Genomic DNA, 21,990 nt, shown 5'->3' with positions numbered 1-21,990 from the left:
ATGAACAAAGGCGCTTCATCAGGCATTCAGAGGGGGCAGGCGATCACGTTTCGCATCCCCTCCGATACTCCTGAGCACATAATAAAACAGCTGCAAAAGCTGAAAGAAACGGAAAAAAGGAACTTCTCAAGCAAAATTGCTGAATTTGTCTCACAAGGTGTCAGTGATTCTTTTGTTAAAGAGAAGGAAAGCATCACAATTCCGCTTCCGCAAAAACTAAGTAAAGCTCAAAGAGACTGGCTAAAACATGAGCACTCTGAAGCGCTGCTTGGAAGCATCGTGCATCAGATTCTTGCTGATCCAATAAGGGCAGCTTCCCTTCTTGCCTCATTTAACAGCAGGTCACTTGATATTGACGAGGCCCTTTATTTGCAGGAAACTCCCTTTCCGTCTAATCGCCGTACGGCAGTGGAGGAACCTGAACCTGAAGAAGATTTTGATGAAAATGCAGGGCTGGATGATTTTGATTGGGAAAAAGCTTTGCAGGAGTCAGCTTCATCAGCAGAAGAAGAAAAAGAAGAAACAGCAGATGATTTGATCGGCGGATTTCTTTCTAAGATGAATAAGTGAGCCGAAGCGCCCGCTTAGCGCAGGCAGTGGAGTTGGGCGTGAAGCAACACATCAGCGCACATTATTTGATCCTTTCCAAAATCTATTGAAAAAGCTAACGGCCGACGTTAGCTTTTTTGCTATGTTTAAAGATAAGGGTGATATCTAAAACGGCGTATTTCTGCATACCATGGAAAAAGGAGGGATCGCCCATGTACGAAGCGTTAACAAGACTTCAAAAAAAGCACCGCCAGAAGGCATCAAGCATGCTTGCAGACTCTTTCTTTGATAATCCCCTATTTCTTTACCTTTTCCCTGATGAGAGAAAACGCCGGAGAATTTTGCAGAACGTATACCGGGGAACGGTTGAAATTGTGGATGCAATCAGTGAGGTATATGTGACTTCAGATCGGGTAGAAGGAATCTTTGCTGTAAGGAGAACAGGAAGTCAGGCCTTTACGCCAGCTCTTTACAAGGCCATTTTTAAGACGATGTTCAGAAGCTTGCTGTTAATAAAAGACGTGCCGCTGGTATCTTTTTTTAAAAAAGCGAGAAAGCTGTCCATTATTTCAAAGAGAATGGCTTTTTATGAATCACAAAAACCACATCTAGTACTAGACATGGTCGCAGTTGATAAGAAATATAGAGGCCGGCAGTTTATGAGTCAAATGATTAGAGCGGCGCTGAAAGAGGCTGATATCAGGAGGACATTCTGCGTTTTGGAGACGGAAACAATCGAAAATGTCCGGATTTACGAACACTTCGGCTTCCAGCTATCACAGAGCATTGAGGTGATAAAAGGGCAGCTGACCGTTTATATCCTCGTATATGATCCTTATCAGCAAATCACGTATGCTGAAAAACCTTAAGGTGAATCAATTGATTTTACTCGGCCGACTTGTCCATCCTGAAGTCGCACTTTTATTCCGTGAGGGTGAAAAGCTGATTTTGTCAGGATGTCTTTTACTACACCGCCTGTAAGCTTTCCAGAGCGCTGATCTTGCTTCAGAACAATATGAACAGGTGTACCAGGCTTAATGTTTTCGCGGTTTTGACCATTCATTTAAACACCCATTCTTCTGCGCTGATTATTTGTTTTCTTGGAAACCTGGCTCTTCATGTTTTTCGTCTGATTGGAACCTTTCAAACTGCCATTGCCGTTCGCTTGTGCCTGCTTTTTGCTGGCAAGCTTTTGTTTAATCGCCTCTTCAAGTGTCATTTTCTTTTCTGACATAGGACAAACCTCCTTTAAAAATAAGATGTACAGTCATTATACTATCATTCATTAAATAAAAATAGAACTCTCTCTTTTGGCATGTTTGAAACTGCTTAATCAGGCGGAGGTGCTGTATAATAGTGGTAACTAATCTGATAGAGGAGCATGGATATGACTGTATCTTTAGGCGGAAGCCAGCTGAGCAATTATTTAGCTTTTCGAAAAGACCCTCTCCGATTTCTTTTAAATACTCATACACTTGGTGACATTGTTGCCATAAATCCTCATTCCAGGAACACATCCTACATTATTCATTCCAGAGAAGCTGTTAAGCAGATTTTGACTATAAAAGATGAGTATTTTGAAAAAGGTTCTTCCGCACGGACGCTTGGGAAAACACTTGGAAACGGAGTTTTAACAAGCGATGGAGAGGAGCACAGGCAGCAGAGGAAAATGATGCAGCCAGCCTTTCACAAGCGAAAAATCGCTGGATATGCAGAAATTGTCAATTCAATGACAGAAGACATGATTGGTTCATGGAAAAACGGTGAAACGAGGCCAATTCATGAAGATATGATGAATTTGACGCTTCGGATTATTGTCAAAACCATGTTTGGAGTTGAACTTTCCCAATATACGGGTCATATTACGAAAGCAGTTAACGATATCATTGAAAAAACAGCAAGCTCCCTGCTGACACCCTTTCCTCCGCCAGATTTTCTACCTACTTCCCAGAACAGAAAATATAAAAGGGGTGTTCAAACACTGGATGAACTGGCTGATTATCTAATGGAAGAAGCCCCGGTCCATTCTTCAGAGGATCATCTGCTGTCTTTGCTTCTCGAAACAAAATACGAGAACGGCCAGGGATTATCAAAGAAAGAAATAAGGGATCAAATCGTCACAATGTTAATAGCAGGACACGAAACGACCGCAAATTTATTAACGTGGGTCTTTGCTCTTCTTGCCAGGCATCCAGATATTGAGGAAACAATGCTGAGAGAGCTTGCCCTGTTTGAAAATGGCTTAAAATTCGAGGATTTAAAAAATCTCCCTTTTTCCAATCAGGTGATACAGGAAACACTCAGATTGTATCCTTCCGCATGGATTATGCTCAGGGAAGCAAAGGCAGATGCTGAAATCTTAAATGAGCCTTTTAAGAAAGGTTCGATTTTTCTGATCAGTCCTTATGTTATGCACCGAAATCCAGCTTATTTTGCAGATGCGGAAGAATTTAACCCTGACCGATTTTCAATTGAAAAGAAAGATGAAATCCCCATGTACGGTTATTTTCCGTTCGGAGGAGGTTCGCGCGGATGTATAGGAAGCCAATTTGCCATGATGGAAGCTGTAATGATCTCTGCTGCAGTCCTTAAGCATTATCGATTGGAGCTTGCAGGTGAAAAACACGATCTTAAGCCCGAACCGCTTGTCTCTCTGCGAATTAAAAATGGGCTGTCTATGACTGTATTAAAGAGATAAACTTATTTTCTGGGAAATAGAGGTTTACTTGTCCGGGTTTTTTCATGAAATACAGTGTACAATAAGAATCTAAGCAATGACGGATAATAGAGAGGATACATGAAACGAATGACTTTTTCAGCATTAGGAATTTCCGATAGATTAACTAAAGCCCTTAAACACCAGGGTATTTCAAGCCCTACTCAAATTCAGGAGAAAGCGATCCCTGCTGTACTTGAAGGTGCCGATATCATTGCAAAGGCCCAGACAGGAACAGGAAAGACGCTTGCATTTGTTTTGCCGATCCTTGAAAAGCTCGACACGGAGCAAAAAGCTGTTCAGGCACTGATTGTCACTCCGACGAGGGAGCTGGCCATTCAAATCACAGCTGAAATAAAAAAGATTACAGACAGGCTGAATGAAACAGGAGTTCTCGCCATTTACGGCGGGCAGGATGTAGAGCGCCAGATAAAAAAACTTGGTCGCGGCATTCACATTGCGGTTGGGACACCTGGACGAATTCTGGATCACATACGCAGGGAGACGATCAATCTCTCAGAAGTATCCACGCTTGTGCTTGATGAAGCAGATCAAATGCTGCAGGCAGGCTTCCAGAAGGATATTGAAGAAATCATTGCCCAAACCTTCGATTCCCGGCAGACACTGCTGTTTTCTGCAACCATTACGAATAAAGTAAGAGACTTGTCCAAGCAATATATGACAAATCCTAAAGATATTACAGTGCAGGAAAAGCAGATTACCGTCGAAAAAATAACACAGCTCGTCGTTGAAACAAACGACAGGGCAAAGCAGGCAGCTCTATTCCGCTTTTTGGACGAACAGCGTCCTTTCCTTGCTATTATTTTCTGCCGCACGAAAATAAGAGCAGGCAGACTGTTTGATGCGATGAAGGCGCGGAAGTATGAAGCTGAAGAGCTCCACGGTGATCTTTCACAGGCAAAAAGAGAAAAGGTGATGAAGCTCTTCCGTGAAGCCAAAATTCAATATTTGATTGCAACTGATGTTGCGGCACGGGGGCTTGATGTAGAAGGAGTAACCCATGTCTATAACTATGATATGCCTCTCGATGCTGAAACGTATATCCACCGGATTGGAAGAACGGGACGAGCAGGTGATGAAGGAGTGGCTGTGACATTTGCTGCGCCAAAGGATATGGACGACCTCCATACAATTGAAAAGGGAATTGCGTTAAAGCTTCCGAGACAAAAAATCGACATTCCCTCTTCCGAATACACATCTCAGCCTAAAAACAAAGATCAGGTTTACCGCCCTGAAAAAGCAAAAAGAGGACAATCCAATCGCGGAAACGCAAGCAGAAGGCCAAGGTAAATGCTGTGGGAAATCCTTGGTCTCCGGAAATAACGGTAACAGAGTCCCTGGCTGAACAGCTGATCACAAACGATTTTCCAAAGCTTCACCCTGTTCGTGCCAAGCTTCTAGGAACAGGGTTTGACAATACGGTATTTGAAGTGAATGGGCTTTTTGTATTCAGATTTCCGAGAAGGCAGATTGCGGTGGATTTACTGCAAACAGAAGAGCGTTTGCTGCCGATACTGCCTGACATGGGAATAGCGATACCGGTGCCTATTTTCAGCGGTTCCCCTGGATTAGACTATCAATGGCCGTACCTTGGCTATTCTTATCTTCAGGGGCAAACACCTGCTCATCTGACAGAGAAGCAGCGCACTGACATGGCCGTTCCATTAGCGAGGTTTTTAAGAACTCTTCATGCATTTCCTGTCGATCAAGCGCTCTTGGCAGGAGTCAAAAATGATACCCTCGGAAGGCTGGATATGAACAAACGAATTCCGATTCTTCGCGAAACAGCAGAGAAGCTTTGCAGGCTTCGTCCGGAAAGCCTCCATGTAATACAGCTGCAAAGCTATGCAAATCAGCTCGAACCTGTCGATTGGGCATCTGCAAAATGCCTCGTTCATGGAGACTTGCACATTCGGAATATCCTGGTAACTGAAAACGGATCTCTGTCAGGGGTTATTGACTGGGGAGACACTCATATTGGGGATCCTGCAGTCGATTTGTCAGCTGTTTACAGCCTTCTTCCACCCGAAGCAAGACTGCTTTTTTTTGAAGAATATGGACGAATAAATGAAACAACAGCAGCATTAGCAAGGTTTAAAGCTGTTTATACCCTTGCCATTCTCCTTATCTACGGAATCGATCAAAAGGATGAAGTTTTAGTGAAGAGCGCGGAGGAAGCATTAGAGCTTGCGCTGATTTGATGACTGAGCACCTTTAAATGGGCTCGGTCTTTTTTGTCATTGGAAAAAATTCCAACTTGATTATTTACAATAAAACAATGTTATGTTACATTTAATTTATAACGTAACAATGTTTTGTTCTTTTGGAAGGAGGGTTTAAGTGGAACAAGAGGTTATTTCTAAAAAAGAACTGCTGGATGCAACAGGAATATCATACGGGCAGCTTTACAGGTGGAAACGGAAAAACATCATTCCGGAGGAGTGGTTTATTAAAAAATCAAGCTTTACCGGACAGGAAACCTTTTTCCCAAAAGAGAAAATCTTAGAGCGTATTGAAGCGATCAAAGGGATGAAGGATGCATACTCCCTTGATGATCTATCTGCCTTTTTTTCCCCGCGGCCTGCAGATGTTGCCTTATCGGGAGCAGTGCTTGCAGCCCGTTCAATCCTGACGCTTGAAACGTTGAAAGCATATGGGAACAGCTCTTCAGATGAGCACTATGATTTTCATTCCATCCTTTTTTTGTCGCTCGCTGAGGAGCTTAAAGGGAAGATCGATGATGAGAGCTGCTGCGAAATGATTGATTTCATGAAGAAAAGCTATAAGGCAAAAGAGCATCAAATAAGCGAGCTGCTGGCGTTTCAAAAACAGAATGTGGTTATTTGGGCAATCATTAGCCCGCCTGCGCATGTATATTCAAGCTCCGAAATACTTGTAAGAGTAAACCTTGAAGACAAAGTAAACCAATTAAAGCATCGGCTATCGGCAGTTCATTAATAGGGGGATGAGAGGATGGAACAGATGACAAAGCTGCATGATTTGAAAATAAATGGATCGGGATCTGCAGGGGGAGGGCATTTCAAGACAGTCTCTATTAGCGGAAGCGGTAAAATTGCGGGGGACATTGAATGCGAGAGCATGAAAATTGGCGGATCTGGCAAAGTAGAAGGCGCGGTTTTTGCAGAGACAATCAAAATTTCCGGTTCTTCCACATTAAAGGGGAAAATAGAGACAAAACTGCTCAATATCAATGGCAGTATAAAGCTTGAGGATGAGGTTTCGGCAGATGAACTTACTGTAAATGGGTCCGCCAAAATGCTGAAAGACGTAAAAGCAGGAGAATTAAAGGTGAACGGTTCTGCCAAGATATCCGGGAATCTTCACGCTGAGCGGATCGACGTAAGCGGAATGTTGACAGCAGCTCGTGATTGCGGGGCTGAGACGTTTCGTTCAAGCGGAGTCATTCACGTAGGCGGTCTGCTTAGTGCCGATAATATTGAGATTTGCTTGGATCATTACTCAAAAGTGAAAGAAATCGGCGGCGAAACGATCACCGTGAGTATCGAGAAGTCGTTTCACCTCTTCCGGCGCCTGTTCAGGTTTTTGAATTCTGATCCGTATCTTCATACTGAAGTGATTGAGGGCGATACGATTCGTCTTCAGCACACGAAGGCGAAATTAGTAAGAGGGACCGACATTTACATTGGGGAAAACTGTGAAATTGGAACAGTTGAATATACTGGAAGTCTTGACGTTCATCCGAAAGCTTCCGTGCATGAGTCCGTAAAGGTGTAGCTTATCAGAGTTTGTCCGGTAAAACGTCACTAAGAAAGGCTATTTTCGTAAATATTGTTGCTATTAAACTAAATGTTAAAAACCCTTAGTGGATGGCAGGGGATAAACTTGACTCCTGCGGGAAATAGAGCAAATTGGGAGATTCCACAGGCAGGCGCCGAGGAAGCTCCCATGCTCCCCGCGGAAAGCAAGTTCCTGGAACGGAAAGAAACGGACAACATTTAGCATGAAAAACAACAATATATGCGAAAACAGACTTAAGAAATGATCAAAGCTAGTAATGATTCCACAATTTCAGGAAAGCGTTTGGAAAGTGGAAACAAAGCTAGTGAATGATTCCACAATTACAGGAAAGCGCTTGGAAAGTGGAAACAAAGCTAGTGAATGATTCCACAATTTCAGGAAAGCGCTTGGAAAGTGGAAACAAAGCTAATGGATGATTCCACGATTTCAGGAAAGCGCTTGGAAAGTGGAAACAAAGCTGTTGAATGATTCCGCAATTTCAGGAGAGAGCGTGAGAAGTAGTGCGAAATCCCTGCTTAAACAAACCAGCAGCAAAAAAATAAAAAGCATCCGGTAAAGTACATACCGGATGCTTTTTATAAACCTTTTATACTTGTTCTGCCCATTCCTCTACGTTCCAGACCTTTGTAATCCAGTCCTCATAGAAGTCAGGTTCATGGCATACGAGAATGACTGTGCCTTTATATGCCTTCAATGCACGTTTTAATTCTTCTTTCGCTGTTACGTCCAAGTGATTGGTCGGCTCATCGAAAAGGAGCCAGTTGCTTTCATACTGAAGCAATTTGCATAAGCGGACTTTTGCTTGCTCTCCGCCGCTCAGCTGATTTAATGGGCGGGATATATGTTCATTTTTCAGGCCAACTCGCGCTAGCATCGCACGGACCTGATGCTGATCAAGACCGGGGAATGCATTCCAGACGTCATCGATCGGCGTGATGTTTTCCGCTTTTACTTCCTGTTCGAAGTATGAAGGGAAAAGGAAATCGCCAAGCTGAATCGTGCCGCCGAGTGGCTTAATTTTCCCTAAGATTGTTTTGAGAAGGGTGGATTTCCCTACTCCGTTGCAGCCGACAATCGCAATTTTCTCTCCGCGCTCAATCGTCATGGTGAGCTTTGGAAGAAGGGGGTGCGTGTACCCGATTTCAACATCTTTTCCTTCAAACACAAATCGGCTGCTGCCGCGTGATTCTTTAAATTCAAACGTCGGCTTCATCGCCGTTTCAGGCCGGTCAATCCGGTCCATGCGGTCAAGCTGTTTTTGACGGCTTTTCGCGCGTCCGGTAGTCGAATAGCGCGCTTTGTTTTTTGCGATGAAATCTTCTTGCTTTTTAATGAAATCCTTTTGCTTTTCATAAGCATGAAGGTGCTGGTTTTTATTGATCTCCGCAAGCTCAAGGAATTTTTCGTAAGTAGCTGTATAGCGAGTCAGCTTAGAGAATTCCAAATGGAAAATAACATCAACGACGCCATTCATAAATTCAGTGTCATGGGAAATCAGCAAAAATGCGTTCGAATATTCTTTTAAATAATGGCTCAGCCACTGAATATGCTCAACATCTAAATAGTTGGTAGGCTCATCTAGAAGAAGAACTTCAGGCTGTTCAAGCAGAAGCTTTGCTAAAAGAACTTTAGTACGCTGTCCTCCGCTCAGTGCAGAAACGTCACGGTCGAGTCCGATTGCATCAAGGCCAAGGCCGCGTGCTGCTTCCTCTACCTTAATATCAAGGGAATAGAATCCGCCGGCATCAAGGTGGTCCTGAATTTCGCCCATTTTCTCTAGCAGCTCTTCCAGTTCTTCCGGACTTGCACTGCCCATCAGTCCAATGACTTCGTTCAGTTCTTCCTCTTTTTTATATAGTGGCAAGAACGCGTCTCTTAACACGTCTCTAATGGTTTTTCCTTTTGATAACACGGTATGCTGGTCCAGGTATCCATAATGAACGCCTGGCGTCCATTCCACTTTGCCTGAATCATGAATCAGCTCTTTCGTCATAATGTTCATCATCGTCGATTTTCCGACACCGTTTGCGCCGACAAGACCGACATGCTCTCCAGGCAAAAGTCTGAAGGAGACGTCTTTAAATAAGGTGCGGTCTCCAAAACTGTGACTTAACTTTTCAATTGTAAGTAAACTCATATTCTTCTTAACCCTCCGCTGCATACTAAAATATTCATTCTTCCATCATACTAAAACCTTTTGCTTTAAGCTATACCGGAAACCCGGAACATTATGGCACAGGCCTTTTCTGCATCATGCTCGCTGACCAACAAAAAAAGCAGCGGTTCCGCTGCTACAAGACATGCTTTTTCATTAAATCTACAAGCATATGATCGATGCATCTTAAAATGGTTTGCTTTGAGGTTTGCGAAGTTTCTTTTATAATAATACAGGTTTTCCCTGTAATTCGGGTTGCCAGGTCTTCATGGTAGGCTGCTACAATATTCGGGTCCATTACATAAAACATGAGCCCTTTTTGTCTGCCGGCATAGCCGACCTGCAGCTCACCGTCCAGGTAATAAACGGGAAAACCATGTTCAAATCCTTCTTTTGCACCTGGAAGGGCCGAGAGAATCTTTGTCCGGAGCATGTGCATATCCTCCAGATGTTCTTCTTTTGCTTTGCGGAAATAAAGCTGTACTTCGGAATGCATCAAGGTACCTCACTTTCTGCTTGTCAAAATCACGAATCACCACTAATTATGGTAACATAAAAGGGAAAACTTGGTTTAAGGCGGAGGGGCAAAGATTATGAGAGATACAGATTTAATCAAGTATTTTGACAGATTTACTCATATAGAAATAATAGATAAAGGTTTCTCAAGCGACTTAAAGTTCTTAGCTGTCTGTAAAAGCGGAAAAAAATATGTCCTCCGTACGGCTGAACTGGAAAAGTACGAAGCGAAATTAAAAGAATTTGGGATTTTAAAAGAGATTGAGAAGCGAAAAATCAAATCCTCCATACCCGTTGAATTCGGGAAAATAGAGCCCTTAAATAGCTGCTACATGCTTGTTGAATACATTGATGGAGAAGAAGCTTTAGAGGAGCTTCCCAAGCTTTCCATACAAAAACAATATCAAATTGGCTATGAGGCCGGCCTCGACCTCTCAAAACTGCATACAATTAAAGCGCCATCATCGCCTATTTCCTGGTATGACGCGGCCTCTGCAAAGCATGAACGCTATTTGAAAGCATACAGAGAAAGCGGAATTCATTTAGAATATGGCAGGAAAACAAGCAGGTTCATCCATCAAAACCTAGTCTTCATGAAGGATCGGCCCCGGGTTCTTCAGCATGATGATTTCCATCCAGCCAATCTCATCGTCCGAAATGGGGAGTACGCAGGCTGCATCGATTTTAATCGCTATGACTATGGGGATCCTTATCATGATTTCTATAAAGTAGCTCTTTTCAGCAGAGAAGTGAGCATTCCCTTTTCAGTTGGCCAGATAAACGGCTATTTTAAAGATGAAGTTCCGGCTGAATTCTGGAGGCTTTATGCTCTATATGCAGCCATGAGCATTTTCTCGGCAGTCGTCTGGACGCACAGAGAGACTCCGCATTTAATGAAAAGCATGCTGAAGCGTCTGAGCTTGATTGCTGAAGATCACTCTGAGTTTGACCAGATTTAACCGAAGTGGTTCAACTCTTTTGGCAGCATTTTGTGATACCATATAATATCGAATGAAAGTGAGGAATGTGACTATGGGAAAAATTGTCGTTCTTGCAGAAAAACCCTCTGTGGGGAGGGATCTCGCAAGAGTTTTACAATGCGGAAAAAAAGGCAATGGATATTTTGAAGGCAGTACGCACATTGTTACCTGGGCGCTTGGGCATCTTGTGACACATGCAGATCCTGAGGCTTACAGTGATTCTTATAAAACTTGGAAAATGGAAGACCTGCCGATGCTTCCGCAGGAACTGAAACTTGTCGTGATTAAAAAAACAAGCAAACAATTTCAGGCAGTAAAAGCTTTATTAAACCGGAAAGATGTGACGGAAATCGTCATTGCTACAGACGCAGGACGGGAAGGCGAGCTTGTTGCAAGGTGGATTATTGAAAAGGCTCATGTCCATAAACCGATCAAACGTCTTTGGATTTCATCCGTTACGGATAAAGCTATTAAAGATGGATTCAAAAAACTGAAAAACGGCCGGGAATATGAACATTTATTTCATTCTGCAGCAGCTAGGGCAGAGGCTGACTGGATTGTCGGCATGAATGCCACCCGGGCTTTAACGACGAAACACAATGCGCAGCTCTCATCAGGGAGGGTTCAAACACCTACGCTTGCCATCATTGCCGAGCGTGAAAATGAAATTAAGGCATTTCAGCCGAAGGCGTATTACGGATTAAAAGCAAATACAAGCGCAGGCCTGCATTTAGTTTGGCAGGATGCAAAAACGAAGGATATCAAGACATTTGATAAAGAAAAAATTGACTCATTGGCTATAGGACTTGCTGATAAGGATGCAGTCATTGTTTCTGCAGACAAAGCATACAAAAAGACATTTTCACCAGGTCTATACGATTTAACAGAGCTTCAGCGCGATGCCAATAAACGATTTGGCTATTCCGCAAAAGAGACCCTTTCTATTATGCAAAAGCTGTATGAACAGCATAAAGTTCTGACATATCCTAGAACAGACTCTCGTTACCTCAGCTCAGACATTGTGGAAACGCTCAGTGAGAGAGTAAAAGCCTGCGGTGTAAAGCCATATGCAAAAGCAGCGATGAAAATTCTTCAAAAGCCGATCAAGGGGAATCCGTCTTTTGTAGATGACAGCAAAGTATCTGATCATCATGCAATCATCCCGACTGAGGAAACAGTGATTGCGTCTGCCTTCAGTGATAAGGAAAGAAAAATATATGATCTGGTTGTGAAACGCTTCCTGGCTGTTTTATCTCCTCCTTTCGAGTATGAACAAACGACTCTTACATGCAAAATTGGACAGGAAACGTTCCTTGCTAAAGGAAAAGTGGTTCTTTCCCAAGGCTTTAAGGAAGTTTACGAGTTTGAGGCGGATGAAGAAAAGGAAGGCCTCGCTGAGCAAAAGCTGCCTGCGCTGAATAAAGGAGACGTTCTGAAAGTTCAGACCCTTGTCCAGACAAAAGGAGAAACAAAACCGCCTGCCCGCTTTAACGAAGCAACTCTTCTGTCAGCTATGGAAAATCCGGCTAAATATATGTCCGGAAATGCTGATTTAAAGAAGGTCATTGGTGAAACGGGCGGGCTTGGAACTGTAGCAACCCGTGCGGATATTATCGAGAAATTATTTAACAGCTTCCTAGTTGAAAAGAAAGGCAAAGAGCTGTTCGTTACATCAAAAGGAAAGCAGCTGCTGGATCTTGTACCGCAGGATTTAAAATCACCTGCACTTACAGCGGAATGGGAGCAGAAACTGACGCTGATTGCAAAAGGAAAGCTTTCAAAGCAGGCTTTCATTCAGGAGATGAAAGGCTATGCGAAGGCTGTCGTCCAAGAAGTAAAAAACAGTGATAAAAAATTCAAACATGATAACATCACAGGACGTAAATGCCCGGAGTGCGGAAAACTTCTGCTTGAAGTAAACGGCAAAAAAGGCAAGATGTTTGTATGCCAGGACAGAGAATGCGGGTATCGCAAAGGAGTGTCCAGGGCAACAAATGCAAGATGTCCCGTCTGTCATAAAAAGCTTGAACTCAGAGGCGAGGGCGATGGGCAGATCTTTGTCTGCGGATGCGGTCACAGGGAAAAGCTTTCTGCGTTTACAGAAAGAAAGAAAAAATCTCAAAACAGCAAAGTATCCAAAAAAGAAGTGGCAAATTATATGAAAAAGCAAAATGATGAGCTCTCTAATCCGGCTTTAGCGGATGCTTTGTCTAAATTGAAATTTGACTAAAAAAAGGTTCCCTGGTTTAAAACCTGGGAACCTTTTTTACATTCACAGAAATTTACATCGGCAGACATCTACAATGACAGTTTGGAAGACTCATGTTCGTTTTATTACTGGGAATACAGGGTAAAGAAAGGTTTGACAAACCATTGTATAACTTATCCTTAAAAAGAAAAATTTGCATAAAAGCACTTTCAATTCCAATAAAAGAAAGGAATGACATAAATATGACTAAAGTATGATAAAAATGTGACATTTGTTTGAACGACTGATGAAATTCTCGTGACATTTCAGAAATGGCATCACATCAGGAAGCTAGCTCTGCTAGCATATAGAGGAAAAGAAAACGAAAACATCGTTTTTTTGAAATAATTTAAAGGTATGCTTTTTTGGCATCCAGATTATAGTGAATCAGTTATTAATTAGGAAGGAAGGTGAACCTGGTGTTCAAGCTGTTTAAACCATTTTTAGCGTTAGGTCTATTACTCTCTGTTTTTTTACTCGGCGGATGCAGTGAACTCGTCATCCTAGATCCGAAAGGCCCAGTTGCAGCTGCACAAAGTGACCTTATTCTCTTGTCGATAGGTTTTATGCTATTCATTCTTGCTGTTGTTTTTGTACTCTTTACTCTCATTGTTGTGAAGTATCGCGAACGCAAAGACAATATGGAATATGAGCCGCCTGAAATGGAAGGAAGCAAATTCCTTGAAATCGTATGGACGGTTATTCCAATCCTTATCGTTATTGCACTTTCCATTCCTACAGTGCAAACAATCTATGCACTGGAAGAACCGCCTGAGTCATCAAAAGACAAGGCACCTTTAGTCATACATGCAACATCTGTTGACTGGAAATGGATTTTCTCTTATGAAGAAGAGGGGATTGAAACAGTTAACTACTTAAACATACCTGAAGATCGTGCAGTTGAATTTAAACTATCATCAGCTGATACGATGACAGCATTTTGGATCCCTCAATTAGGCGGACAGAAATATGCGATGTCAGGAATGCAGACTAAGCTATACCTGCAGGCAGATGAGCCTGGAACATATGCGGGACGCAATGCAAACTTTACAGGTAAAGGCTTTGAAAGACATACATTCAATGTTGAAGCTATGCCTGAAGATAAGTTCGAAGACTGGATAGAGGAAACGAAAGACTCTGCTCCTGAATTAACACAGGATCAGTATGATCAATTAATGCTTCCTGGTACAACTGGGAAAATGACTTTCTCTAACACTCATCTTGGCTGGGTCGACCACTCAAAAGATTCAGAATATGCAGTTAGAGTCCGCGAGCAATCCGGCTATGAATTGCACAAGCATGATGAAGTAGATCATTTAGAGAAATTAGATCCGAATCAAGAAATGAACATCGATCATTCTAAAAAATCAGAAGGTCATTCAGAACATGGAGAAGACCACTCCGAACATGAAACAGATCATTCAGAAGACGAATCAGAAGAACAGACTGAAGATCATTCAGCACACGATTCTCACTGAGAAGGGAGGAAACACCAACTATGAAATGGGATGAATTTATTGTAACCGGCGACCCGTTGATTCTAGGAGCGCAAATCTCTATTTTATTAACGTCGATTGCCGTTGTTTTTGTACTCACTTATTTTAAAAAGTGGAAATGGCTCTGGACAGAATGGATCACAACTGTCGACCATAAGAAGCTTGGAATCATGTACATCATTGCTGCCATTCTGATGCTGTTCCGCGGAGGGGTAGACGCGCTGCTTATGCGTGTTCAGCTAACACTGCCGGATTCAGAGTTTCTAAACTCACAGCATTATAATGAAATCTTTACGACACACGGAACAATCATGATTATCTTTATGGCGATGCCGTTCCTTATCGGATTAATGAACGTTGTTGTTCCTCTCCAAATTGGAGCACGCGACGTGGCATACCCATATCTGAACTCACTAAGTTTCTGGACATTCTTTGTTGGTGCGATGCTGTTTAACATTTCTTTCGTTATCGGCGGATCACCTGATGCTGGCTGGACGAGCTACACGCCTCTCGCAGGTAATGAGGCAAGTCCTGGACCTGGACAGAACTACTACCTTCTCGGCCTTCAGGTTGCCGGAATTGGTACGCTGTTAACAGGTATTAACTTCATGGTCACGATCTTAAAGATGCGTGCACCGGGTATGACGCTTATGCGCATGCCGATGTTTACTTGGACATCTTTAATCACTTGTTTGATTATCGTGTTCGCTTTCCCTGTATTAACGGTTGCTCTTGCGCTGATGTCCTTTGACCGGTTGTTTGGCACAGCCTTTTTCACTCTTGAAAATGGCGGTATGCCAATGCTGTGGGCAAACTTGTTCTGGATTTGGGGACATCCTGAGGTTTACATTGTAATCTTGCCGGCATTCGGTATTTTCTCAGAAATTATTTCAACGTTTGCAAGAAAAACCTTGTTTGGCTATAAAGCGATGGTTATTTCTATCGTAGCTATCTCTGGCTTGAGCTTTGTCGTTTGGGTCCATCACTTCTTTACAATGGGTTCAGGAGCGCTTGTTAACTCCTTCTTCTCGATTACGACAATGGCGATTGCCATACCGACAGGTGTTAAAATATTTAACTGGCTCTTTACGCTTTATAAAGGAAGAATCAGATTTACTGTACCGATGCTTTGGTCACTTGCGTTTATTCCAAACTTCGTTATCGGCGGGGTAACAGGAGTTATGCTTGCGATGGCTGCAGCAGATTATCAGTATCATAATACGTACTTCCTGATCGCTCATTTCCACTACGTATTGATTGCAGGAACCGTGTTTGCTTGTTTCGCAGGTCTGATTTTCTGGTATCCGAAAATGTTCGGCCACAAATTAAACGAAAAAATTGGGAAAGTCAGTTTCTGGCTGTTCACAATTGGTTTCAATATCTGTTTCTTCCCAATGTACTTCCTGGGCTTAGCGGGTATGCCTCGCCGTATTTCAACATACGGTGCAGCAGACGGCTGGACTGGACTGAATGTTGTTGCATCTATAGGTGCAGCTGGAATGGCTTTAGGATTCGTTGTTCTTGTTTATAACATCTACTACAGCTTCCGTTACTCACCACGTGAGCAAACAGGAGATGCGTGGGATGGACGTACGCTTGAATGGGCTACAACAACTATGATTCCGCCTCACTATAACTTTGCGGTTACACCTGAGGTTAAGGGTCTTGATGCATTCTGGCAAATGAAAATGGAAGAAAAAGAAACGGGCAAGAAAAAAGAAGTGGTATACAAACCGATTCACATGCCTAACTATTCAGGCAGACCATTTATCATGTCTGTATTCTTCGGCATCAGCGGTTTCGCTCTTGTTTTCCACTGGTGGATTCCGGCTATTGTCGGCTTAATTGGAATTTTTGCCTGCATGATCCTTCGTTCGTTTGAAGAAGATCATGGTTACTATGTAAGTGTTGACGAAATAAAAGAAACAGAACAAAAAATATCTGTGTAAAGGAGGCGTGAATAATGGAACATGCACATCATCATGAAGAACATGATCCAAATGTGCCTCTTGAATATCAATCGGAAATTGGCCGCTTGAATATTCTTGGCTTCTGGATCTTCTTAGGTGCTGAAATTGCGCTGTTTGCAACGCTCTTTGCCACCTACTTTGTATTAGCACCGATGACAGCAGACGGACCGCTGCCAACTGATCTTTTCAAGATCGAAGGCGTACTGATTATGACGTTCCTGCTGTTAACAAGCAGTTTCACATGTGGTCTTGCTATTCACGAATTGCGCCGCCATAATCAAAAAGGCGTTATGTTGTGGACCATCATCACATTGGCATTAGGTTTAGGGTTTGTTGGCTATGAAGTCTATGAGTTTGTAGAATATGTTCACCATGGTGCTACATTGCAGTCTAGTGCAATGTGGTCTGGATTCTTCGTTTTGGCGGGAACCCATGGACTTCACGTCAGCATCGGGATATTCTGGATTAGCTTTATCTTAATGCAAGTAAAGAAACGCGGTTTAACACCGCAGACATCTGCGAAGCTGTTTATCTCTAGTCTTTACTGGCATTTCCTAGACGTTGTCTGGATCTTCATCTTTACAGGAGTGTACTTGCTTCTTATGATGGGAGGATTAAGTCCGCATGGCCACTAATCAGCAAAAAACAGCAGAGAGTCACAATCATTTTCCCTGGAGTCACGTAATTGGCTTCATCTCATCGATTGTCCTGACACTAGTAGCTTTATGGCTTGGATTATATACTGATTTTGCATTATCTGTAAAAATCGCTGTTGTTTTCACTCTTGCATTCCTTCAGGCTGGCATTCAGCTATTCATGTTCATGCATATGACGGAATCAGAGAGCGGAAACGTTCAAGTAGTCAATACAGCATTCGCGATCTTTGTTGCGGTTGTAACAGTTCTTGGCTCTGTATGGGTTATGAATGACCATTAGAATCCAATAAAAAACGCCCTGGCCTTTTCCGGCCAAGGGCGTTTTTTTGCTTATTTAATAATATCAAGGTTGCTTTTAGGTTCAGCTTTACGCTTTAATATCGGCTTTGCATAAATCAGGTAGGCTGCAACGTGTGCAAATATTAGATTAATGAAGAAGAGAGATCCTCCAAGCACATGCATGGCCATACTCAGATCCATTGTTGCATACATGCCGAAGTAGACCCACAGCAATAAGATAAACGGTATGTGAAGGAGTGCCAGATTCTTGCGCTGATCCCACAAGAACAGAGGCGTGGCACTTACAATAAGTAAATATACGAAAAATACATCCATTTTTAACAACTCCCTTTTATATACTTCGTGTCAACGCTTACATTATTTTAATTGTGACAAACTCAGAAACACTTTGTGAACGTTTTGTTACAATTAGTATATCATATCAGGTTTAAAATTCCAGTACTTCTAACTATTTCTTCTAAATAAATTTTGAAAATACAGAAAACTACAGCGGCTTTTTCCGCAATACCATATTCTATGCTTGTTCATCCGTGATTTATGTTCGTATCGGGATTTGAAATTTAGACTTTTTTCTTAAATATTGTTGCTTTTACACTAAATATAAAACGTTAAGTGGAGCGGAAAGGTACGGACACATTTATAATAGAAAACAACAATCTATGGAAAACAGCCATCACTTATTATTGATGGCAATTTGGTAAATATAATTAACAGTAATCCTTATGTGGAGGCAGCAGCTAATTGAATACGAACTAAAATGATGATGCAGATTTAGATGGAGGTAAATACGGGTTGGAACTGAAAAACGCATGAACCTTTTTCGGTTCATGCGTTTTTTTGACAATGTTAAAACAGCAAGTGTGCAATCCCAACAATAACAGGAAGCGTAATGATTGTACGAAGAAGGAAAATGATCACTAAATCCTTGAATGAAACCGGGATTTTTGAACCGAGCAGCAGCCCTCCGACTTCAGACATATAAATAAGCTGGGTAACAGAGACACAAGCGATTATAAATCTGGTCATTTCACTCGTGATTTCACTTGCTAATACTGTAGGAAGGAACATATCAGCAAAACCAACAACAAGTGTTTTGGATGCTTCTTTTGCTTCTGGTATTTGCATCAGTTCAAGAAGGGGAATGAACGGCATTCCAAGCCAATCAAATACCGGAGTGAACTCTGCTACCATTAAAGCAAGTGTTCCAAGTGCCATGACAATAGGGGCAACCCCCATCCACATATCAAGCACATTTTTTGTTCCGTCTTGAAAGAAAGAAATAACACTCTTATTTTTATCTGCCTGAATAAGTGCCTGCTTATATCCCCAGCTAAATGGAGTATATCCTTCAGGAACAGCTTCAGTAATCTTTTCATCCTGACCGTGATAGTAAGTATCAGGTTTAGTGGAAAGTGGAGGAATTCTGGGCAGCACTAAAGCTGCAATAATTCCTGCAAACGTAACAGTTAAATAGAATGGGACAAACATATGTCCAAGCTCTACTTGAGAAATGACCACTAAACTGAAGGTAATCGATACGACAGAGAAACTTGTACCAATAATGGCAGCTTCACGTTTTGTATAGAAGCCTTCTTCATACTGTTTACTTGTAAGCAATACGCCAATCGTGCCGTCACCAAGCCATGATGCGACGCAATCAACAGAAGATCTGCCAGGCAATTTAAATACTGGTCTCATAAACTTGGCAAGCAGCGATCCAAAAAGCTCAAGCAAACCAAAGTTCAGTAAAAGAGGCAAGAGTAATCCTGCAAAAAAGAAGACTGAAAATAAAATCGGAAGCAAATCATTTAGAAGAAGTCCGCCGGTATTTTCAGACCAGATCCATTCGGGTCCAATTTTAAATAATGTCAGAACTGCAAATACAGCTCCGATCAATCGGGCGATAACCCAGATGACCGGGACATCCAATAAAGCTGTAAAGAAAGGGCTTCTCCTTACAAAATCTGGTTTTGCTGCTTTCGCAAGAAAGGTGCCAATTAAAGTTAGGATAATAATCGCTGTCATGATGCCGGGCAAATAGGTCCCAAGTGCATCCTGAAGGATTCCTGAGAAAATCGCAATCGGAATCGTGACATCTCCATGGTATTTAATTGGAACCATAAATAATAGAATCCCAAGCATGGAAGGGATGATGAATTTCATTGTGTTTTTAGTCTGTGAAGTCAATGTGTGTGCTCCTTACATCTAGTACATATTTATGTAACGTGTGTTATTTTAATGCAATTTGACGAAAATGCCAATGCTTTTATGCAAATTTCCTGTATTTTCTCGTATACAATACCCGGCACAAAAGTTCCTTAATCTTATTATCTGCAAAATGATCAAATCTTAGGTAAGATAGGTAAAACATATAAAAAAGGAGACCTAAATTATGAACAATGTCATTGACACGATCTTATCTCACCGCTCGATTCGGAAGTTTGAAGAAGTACCGCTGAGTGATGAACAAATCAAAACCATTGTTGAGTGCGCACAGGCGGCTTCCACTTCAAGTTTCATTCAGGCGTATTCCATCATTGGTGTGAAAAATCCTGCAACTAAACAGAGATTGGCGGAGCTTGCAGGCAATCAGTCATATGTCGCTAAGAACGGACATTTCTTTGTATTTTGCGCGGATTTGCATCGCCACGAAGTATTGGCAGAGATGGAAGGCGTAAATTTAGATGATACGCTTGAGAGCACAGAGAAATTCATGGTAGCGGCAATAGATGCTTCGCTTGCAGCACAAAATGCGGTCATTGCGGCTGAATCGATGGGACTTGGAGCGGTTTATATCGGCGGACTGAGAAACAGCTTAAACGACGTCTCTGAACTGCTTAAAACACCAGACAGAGTTGTGCCTCTATTTGGACTTGCTGTAGGCTATCCTGCTCAAAATCCCGATAAAAAGCCAAGAATTCAGCCTGAACATATTTATCATGAAGAAGCTTATGAAACAGACAGCGAAACATATATCCGGCAAATAGAAGACTATAATCGTGTTATCTCTGCTTACTACCGTGAAAGGACTGAAGGAAAGAGAACGGATACTTGGACAAGTCAGATGGCTGCCATGCTTTCTAAGCCGACGAGAATGTATATGAAAGAGTTTGTTGAATCGAAAGGGTTTAATAAAAGATAAGCCGGGAAAACTTACTCCGTGTGAATAAATTTGATTTTACTCATGAAGGAGCGGTAAAAATGGCAGAAAAAATATTAGTCGTCGTGACAACTGCAGACAAAATTACAGAAGAATATAAAACTGGCCTTTGGCTGTCAGAATTTGCTGAACCGTATGCGGAATTTACAGCCAATGGGTATGAAGTAACCGTTGCAAGTCCTAAAGGCGGAGACGTTCCTCTTGATCCCAGCAGCTTAGAGGGAGGAGAACAGGATAAATGGCCTGAGGCCATCAGCAGGCTGAAAGATACTGAAGTACTGGATGACATTCAAGGAGATGAGTATGCAGGAATCTTCCTTCCTGGCGGTCATGGAACCATGTTTGATTTCCCGTCTAATAATAAATTGCAGGAGCTGCTCGTGCATTTCGCAGAATCTGATAAAGTAATTGGTGCTGTCTGCCATGGTCCTGCTGGCTTTGTTGGTCCTGTCCTTTCTAATGGAAAACCGTTAGTTGAAGGCAGACGATTAACAGGATTTACGAATGAAGAAGAAGTGGACACTAAGCTTGCTCAATATATGCCATTTCTTTTAGAAACAGAGCTTACAGAGCTTGGTGCAGAATTTGTGACAACTCCAAAATTTACTGAGCATGTTGAAGTCGATGGAAAGCTGGTTACTGGACAAAATCCGCAATCGAGTGAAAATGCGGCAAAAGAATTTGTCAAAGTTTTATCAAAATAAACTGCTGAAAAAGACCTTAAATGGTCTTTTTTTGTTGGTTTTTGTTTCACGTGGAACGTTGTACTTGAGAAACGATTACATTTGAAACACTTTTCTTCACTAGTTGCTAAGATTATAATGAAACTATTATTTGGAGGGTGTATATTGCTTCTGAAGAAAGTGGTGGGGAAATTGAAAATAGATGAGATTGACAGGAAAATCATTAAATTGCTGACGGAAAATGGCCGCATGTCGTATGTGGATATTGGAAAAGAACTAGAGCTTTCCCGAGTGTCAGTTAGGGAAAGAGTCAATCAATTAATAAGTGAGGGTGTCATTGAAAGGTTTACTGTTGTCGTAAATTCAGAGAAGGTTGGCAGAGCTGTATCTGCATTTTTTGAAGTGGATTGTGAGCCTGCCTTTTTAGTAGAGGTTGCAGAAACGCTCGCAGACAATCCTAAGGTGGCCAGCTGCTATCAAATGACAGGGCCGAGCACTCTTCATATGCACGTGCTTGTTGAAGACTTTACAGCTCTTGAAAAATTCATCAACCACGAGCTTTATGCCCTGGAAGGAATCACTAGAGTTGAGAGCCACATCCTGCTCAGAAGATTTAAGAGCAGAAATGGACTGAAATTATAAAATAGGCAGCTTTCAGCACTTTAAATAGATTGAATATTTGACGTATTCAGATATAATCTGAAATAGAGAATAATTTTTACAAAAGGTAACCTCATAAAGTCAGATGCTTAACAAATGT

22 protein-coding genes are annotated in these 21,990 nt (G+C 42.0%); 16 read left to right on the top strand and 6 right to left on the bottom strand.

Translation table 11 applies throughout. The features are described 5' to 3' along the window. Both E2R53_RS17190 and E2R53_RS17185 read left to right on the top strand, forming a co-directional pair. Entirely contained in the window at positions 1-570 is a 570-nt protein-coding gene (locus E2R53_RS17190; protein ID WP_133312917.1) for a hypothetical protein, read from the top strand. Positions 571-761: 191 nt separating this feature from the next. Next, positions 762-1,418, top strand: a complete 657-nt coding sequence (locus E2R53_RS17185) for a GNAT family N-acetyltransferase (RefSeq protein WP_133312916.1) — start codon at positions 762-764, stop codon at positions 1,416-1,418. On the opposite strand, the gene E2R53_RS17180 is transcribed toward E2R53_RS17185, so the two are convergent. Both E2R53_RS17180 and E2R53_RS23355 read right to left on the bottom strand, forming a co-directional pair. Then, a complete protein-coding gene (locus E2R53_RS17180) occupies positions 1,415-1,612 on the bottom strand; it encodes a YwbE family protein (RefSeq protein ID WP_133312915.1) in 198 nt (65 codons plus the stop codon). The two genes, E2R53_RS17185 and E2R53_RS17180, sit on opposite strands and share 4 nt — an antisense overlap. Beyond that, positions 1,613-1,783 carry a hypothetical protein gene (locus E2R53_RS23355; protein ID WP_165971023.1) on the bottom strand — a complete coding sequence of 57 codons (171 nt, stop codon included), beginning with the start codon at positions 1,781-1,783 and terminating at the stop codon, positions 1,613-1,615. It lies immediately after the preceding gene. A gap of 153 nt (positions 1,784-1,936) precedes the next feature. Here E2R53_RS23355 and E2R53_RS17175 point away from each other — a divergent pair, with 153 nt between their 5' ends. From E2R53_RS17175 to E2R53_RS17155, 5 genes are all read left to right on the top strand, one after another. Continuing rightward, a complete protein-coding gene (locus E2R53_RS17175) occupies positions 1,937-3,247 on the top strand; it encodes a cytochrome P450 (RefSeq protein ID WP_165971022.1) in 1,311 nt (436 codons plus the stop codon). A 99-nt stretch (positions 3,248-3,346) separates the two neighbouring features. After that, complete coding sequence (locus tag E2R53_RS17170) at positions 3,347-4,576, top strand: DEAD/DEAH box helicase (protein WP_353653483.1); 1,230 nt, start codon at positions 3,347-3,349, stop codon at positions 4,574-4,576. Positions 4,577-4,581: 5 nt separating this feature from the next. Further along, positions 4,582-5,487 carry a phosphotransferase gene (locus tag E2R53_RS17165; RefSeq protein WP_165971021.1) on the top strand — a complete coding sequence of 302 codons (906 nt, stop codon included), beginning with the start codon at positions 4,582-4,584 and terminating at the stop codon, positions 5,485-5,487. A gap of 139 nt (positions 5,488-5,626) precedes the next feature. Beyond that, entirely contained in the window at positions 5,627-6,244 is a 618-nt protein-coding gene (locus E2R53_RS17160; protein ID WP_133312912.1) for a DUF4004 family protein, read from the top strand. Positions 6,245-6,259: 15 nt separating this feature from the next. After that, a complete protein-coding gene (locus E2R53_RS17155) occupies positions 6,260-7,042 on the top strand; it encodes a polymer-forming cytoskeletal protein (RefSeq protein ID WP_133312911.1) in 783 nt (260 codons plus the stop codon). Between the two features lie 610 nt (positions 7,043-7,652). Here E2R53_RS17155 and E2R53_RS17150 read toward each other — a convergent pair. After that, on the bottom strand, positions 7,653-9,203 hold the full coding sequence (locus E2R53_RS17150; RefSeq protein ID WP_133312910.1) for an ABC-F family ATP-binding cassette domain-containing protein: 1,551 nt from the start codon (positions 9,201-9,203) through the stop codon (positions 7,653-7,655). A gap of 154 nt (positions 9,204-9,357) precedes the next feature. Further along, a complete protein-coding gene (locus E2R53_RS17145) occupies positions 9,358-9,717 on the bottom strand; it encodes a DUF1801 domain-containing protein (RefSeq protein ID WP_133312909.1) in 360 nt (119 codons plus the stop codon). A 97-nt stretch (positions 9,718-9,814) separates the two neighbouring features. Here E2R53_RS17145 and E2R53_RS17140 point away from each other — a divergent pair, with 97 nt between their 5' ends. From E2R53_RS17140 to qoxD, 6 genes are all read left to right on the top strand, one after another. Continuing rightward, positions 9,815-10,696, top strand: coding sequence for an aminoglycoside phosphotransferase family protein (locus E2R53_RS17140; RefSeq protein ID WP_133312908.1), 882 nt, complete (start codon positions 9,815-9,817; stop codon positions 10,694-10,696). Between the two features lie 73 nt (positions 10,697-10,769). Beyond that, positions 10,770-12,947, top strand: coding sequence for a DNA topoisomerase III (locus tag E2R53_RS17135; RefSeq protein WP_133312907.1), 2,178 nt, complete (start codon positions 10,770-10,772; stop codon positions 12,945-12,947). A 437-nt stretch (positions 12,948-13,384) separates the two neighbouring features. Further along, the gene (qoxA, locus tag E2R53_RS17130) at positions 13,385-14,443 is read left to right on the top strand and encodes a cytochrome aa3 quinol oxidase subunit II (protein ID WP_286166261.1); all 1,059 of its coding nucleotides are present in this window, start codon (positions 13,385-13,387) and stop codon (positions 14,441-14,443) included. Between the two features lie 20 nt (positions 14,444-14,463). Beyond that, positions 14,464-16,410: a cytochrome aa3 quinol oxidase subunit I gene (gene qoxB, locus E2R53_RS17125; protein ID WP_133312905.1), complete on the top strand. Its 1,947-nt coding sequence runs from the start codon at positions 14,464-14,466 to the stop codon at positions 16,408-16,410. Positions 16,411-16,424: 14 nt separating this feature from the next. After that, the gene (qoxC, locus tag E2R53_RS17120; protein WP_133312904.1) at positions 16,425-17,066 is read left to right on the top strand and encodes a cytochrome aa3 quinol oxidase subunit III; all 642 of its coding nucleotides are present in this window, start codon (positions 16,425-16,427) and stop codon (positions 17,064-17,066) included. Then, positions 17,056-17,367 carry a cytochrome aa3 quinol oxidase subunit IV gene (qoxD, locus tag E2R53_RS17115; protein ID WP_070878827.1) on the top strand — a complete coding sequence of 104 codons (312 nt, stop codon included), beginning with the start codon at positions 17,056-17,058 and terminating at the stop codon, positions 17,365-17,367. Before qoxC ends, qoxD begins: the two co-directional genes overlap by 11 nt. 50 nt (positions 17,368-17,417) lie before the next feature. On the opposite strand, the gene E2R53_RS17110 is transcribed toward qoxD, so the two are convergent. Beyond that, positions 17,418-17,702: a spore morphogenesis/germination protein YwcE gene (locus E2R53_RS17110; RefSeq protein WP_133312903.1), complete on the bottom strand. Its 285-nt coding sequence runs from the start codon at positions 17,700-17,702 to the stop codon at positions 17,418-17,420. A 531-nt stretch (positions 17,703-18,233) separates the two neighbouring features. After that, positions 18,234-19,550: a YjiH family protein gene (locus E2R53_RS17105; RefSeq protein ID WP_133313107.1), complete on the bottom strand. Its 1,317-nt coding sequence runs from the start codon at positions 19,548-19,550 to the stop codon at positions 18,234-18,236. Between the two features lie 229 nt (positions 19,551-19,779). On the opposite strand from E2R53_RS17105, the gene nfsA reads away from it, so the two are divergent. The 3 genes from nfsA to E2R53_RS17090 all read left to right on the top strand — a co-directional run bounded on the left by nfsA (position 19,780) and on the right by E2R53_RS17090 (position 21,872). After that, a complete protein-coding gene (gene nfsA, locus E2R53_RS17100) occupies positions 19,780-20,529 on the top strand; it encodes an oxygen-insensitive NADPH nitroreductase (RefSeq protein WP_133312902.1) in 750 nt (249 codons plus the stop codon). A gap of 59 nt (positions 20,530-20,588) precedes the next feature. Continuing rightward, a complete protein-coding gene (locus E2R53_RS17095) occupies positions 20,589-21,251 on the top strand; it encodes a type 1 glutamine amidotransferase domain-containing protein (RefSeq protein WP_133312901.1) in 663 nt (220 codons plus the stop codon). Positions 21,252-21,422: 171 nt separating this feature from the next. After that, positions 21,423-21,872, top strand: a complete 450-nt coding sequence (locus tag E2R53_RS17090) for an Lrp/AsnC family transcriptional regulator (protein WP_133313106.1) — start codon at positions 21,423-21,425, stop codon at positions 21,870-21,872. Positions 21,873-21,990: the final 118 nt, after the last annotated feature.

Origin of the sequence: Peribacillus frigoritolerans, assembly GCF_004358755.1 — a bacterium.
Taxonomy (GTDB): Bacteria; Bacillota; Bacilli; order Bacillales; family Bacillaceae; genus Bacillus_P.
Note: the sequence above shows the minus strand (reverse complement) of the source record. Positions and strands in the feature narration are given on the sequence as shown.

Bases quoted from the DNA above. Each gene is read 5' to 3' on its own strand.
- E2R53_RS17190 (WP_133312917.1), top strand. From the start codon at position 1: ATGAACAAAGGCGCTTCATCAGGCATTCAGAGGGGGCAGGCGATCACG.
- E2R53_RS17185 (WP_133312916.1), top strand. From the start codon at position 762: ATGTACGAAGCGTTAACAAGACTTCAAAAAAAGCACCGCCAGAAGGCA.
- E2R53_RS17180 (WP_133312915.1), bottom strand. From the start codon at position 1,612: ATGAATGGTCAAAACCGCGAAAACATTAAGCCTGGTACACCTGTTCAT.
- E2R53_RS23355 (WP_165971023.1), bottom strand. From the start codon at position 1,783: ATGTCAGAAAAGAAAATGACACTTGAAGAGGCGATTAAACAAAAGCTT.
- E2R53_RS17175 (WP_165971022.1), top strand. From the start codon at position 1,937: ATGACTGTATCTTTAGGCGGAAGCCAGCTGAGCAATTATTTAGCTTTT.
- E2R53_RS17170 (WP_353653483.1), top strand. From the start codon at position 3,347: ATGAAACGAATGACTTTTTCAGCATTAGGAATTTCCGATAGATTAACT.
- E2R53_RS17155 (WP_133312911.1), top strand. From the start codon at position 6,260: ATGGAACAGATGACAAAGCTGCATGATTTGAAAATAAATGGATCGGGA.
- E2R53_RS17150 (WP_133312910.1), bottom strand. From the start codon at position 9,203: ATGAGTTTACTTACAATTGAAAAGTTAAGTCACAGTTTTGGAGACCGC.
- E2R53_RS17145 (WP_133312909.1), bottom strand. From the start codon at position 9,717: ATGCATTCCGAAGTACAGCTTTATTTCCGCAAAGCAAAAGAAGAACAT.
- E2R53_RS17140 (WP_133312908.1), top strand. From the start codon at position 9,815: ATGAGAGATACAGATTTAATCAAGTATTTTGACAGATTTACTCATATA.
- E2R53_RS17135 (WP_133312907.1), top strand. From the start codon at position 10,770: ATGGGAAAAATTGTCGTTCTTGCAGAAAAACCCTCTGTGGGGAGGGAT.
- qoxB (WP_133312905.1), top strand. From the start codon at position 14,464: ATGAAATGGGATGAATTTATTGTAACCGGCGACCCGTTGATTCTAGGA.
- qoxC (WP_133312904.1), top strand. From the start codon at position 16,425: ATGGAACATGCACATCATCATGAAGAACATGATCCAAATGTGCCTCTT.
- qoxD (WP_070878827.1), top strand. From the start codon at position 17,056: ATGGCCACTAATCAGCAAAAAACAGCAGAGAGTCACAATCATTTTCCC.
- E2R53_RS17110 (WP_133312903.1), bottom strand. From the start codon at position 17,702: ATGGATGTATTTTTCGTATATTTACTTATTGTAAGTGCCACGCCTCTG.
- E2R53_RS17105 (WP_133313107.1), bottom strand. From the start codon at position 19,550: ATGAAATTCATCATCCCTTCCATGCTTGGGATTCTATTATTTATGGTT.
- nfsA (WP_133312902.1), top strand. From the start codon at position 19,780: ATGAACAATGTCATTGACACGATCTTATCTCACCGCTCGATTCGGAAG.
- E2R53_RS17095 (WP_133312901.1), top strand. From the start codon at position 20,589: ATGGCAGAAAAAATATTAGTCGTCGTGACAACTGCAGACAAAATTACA.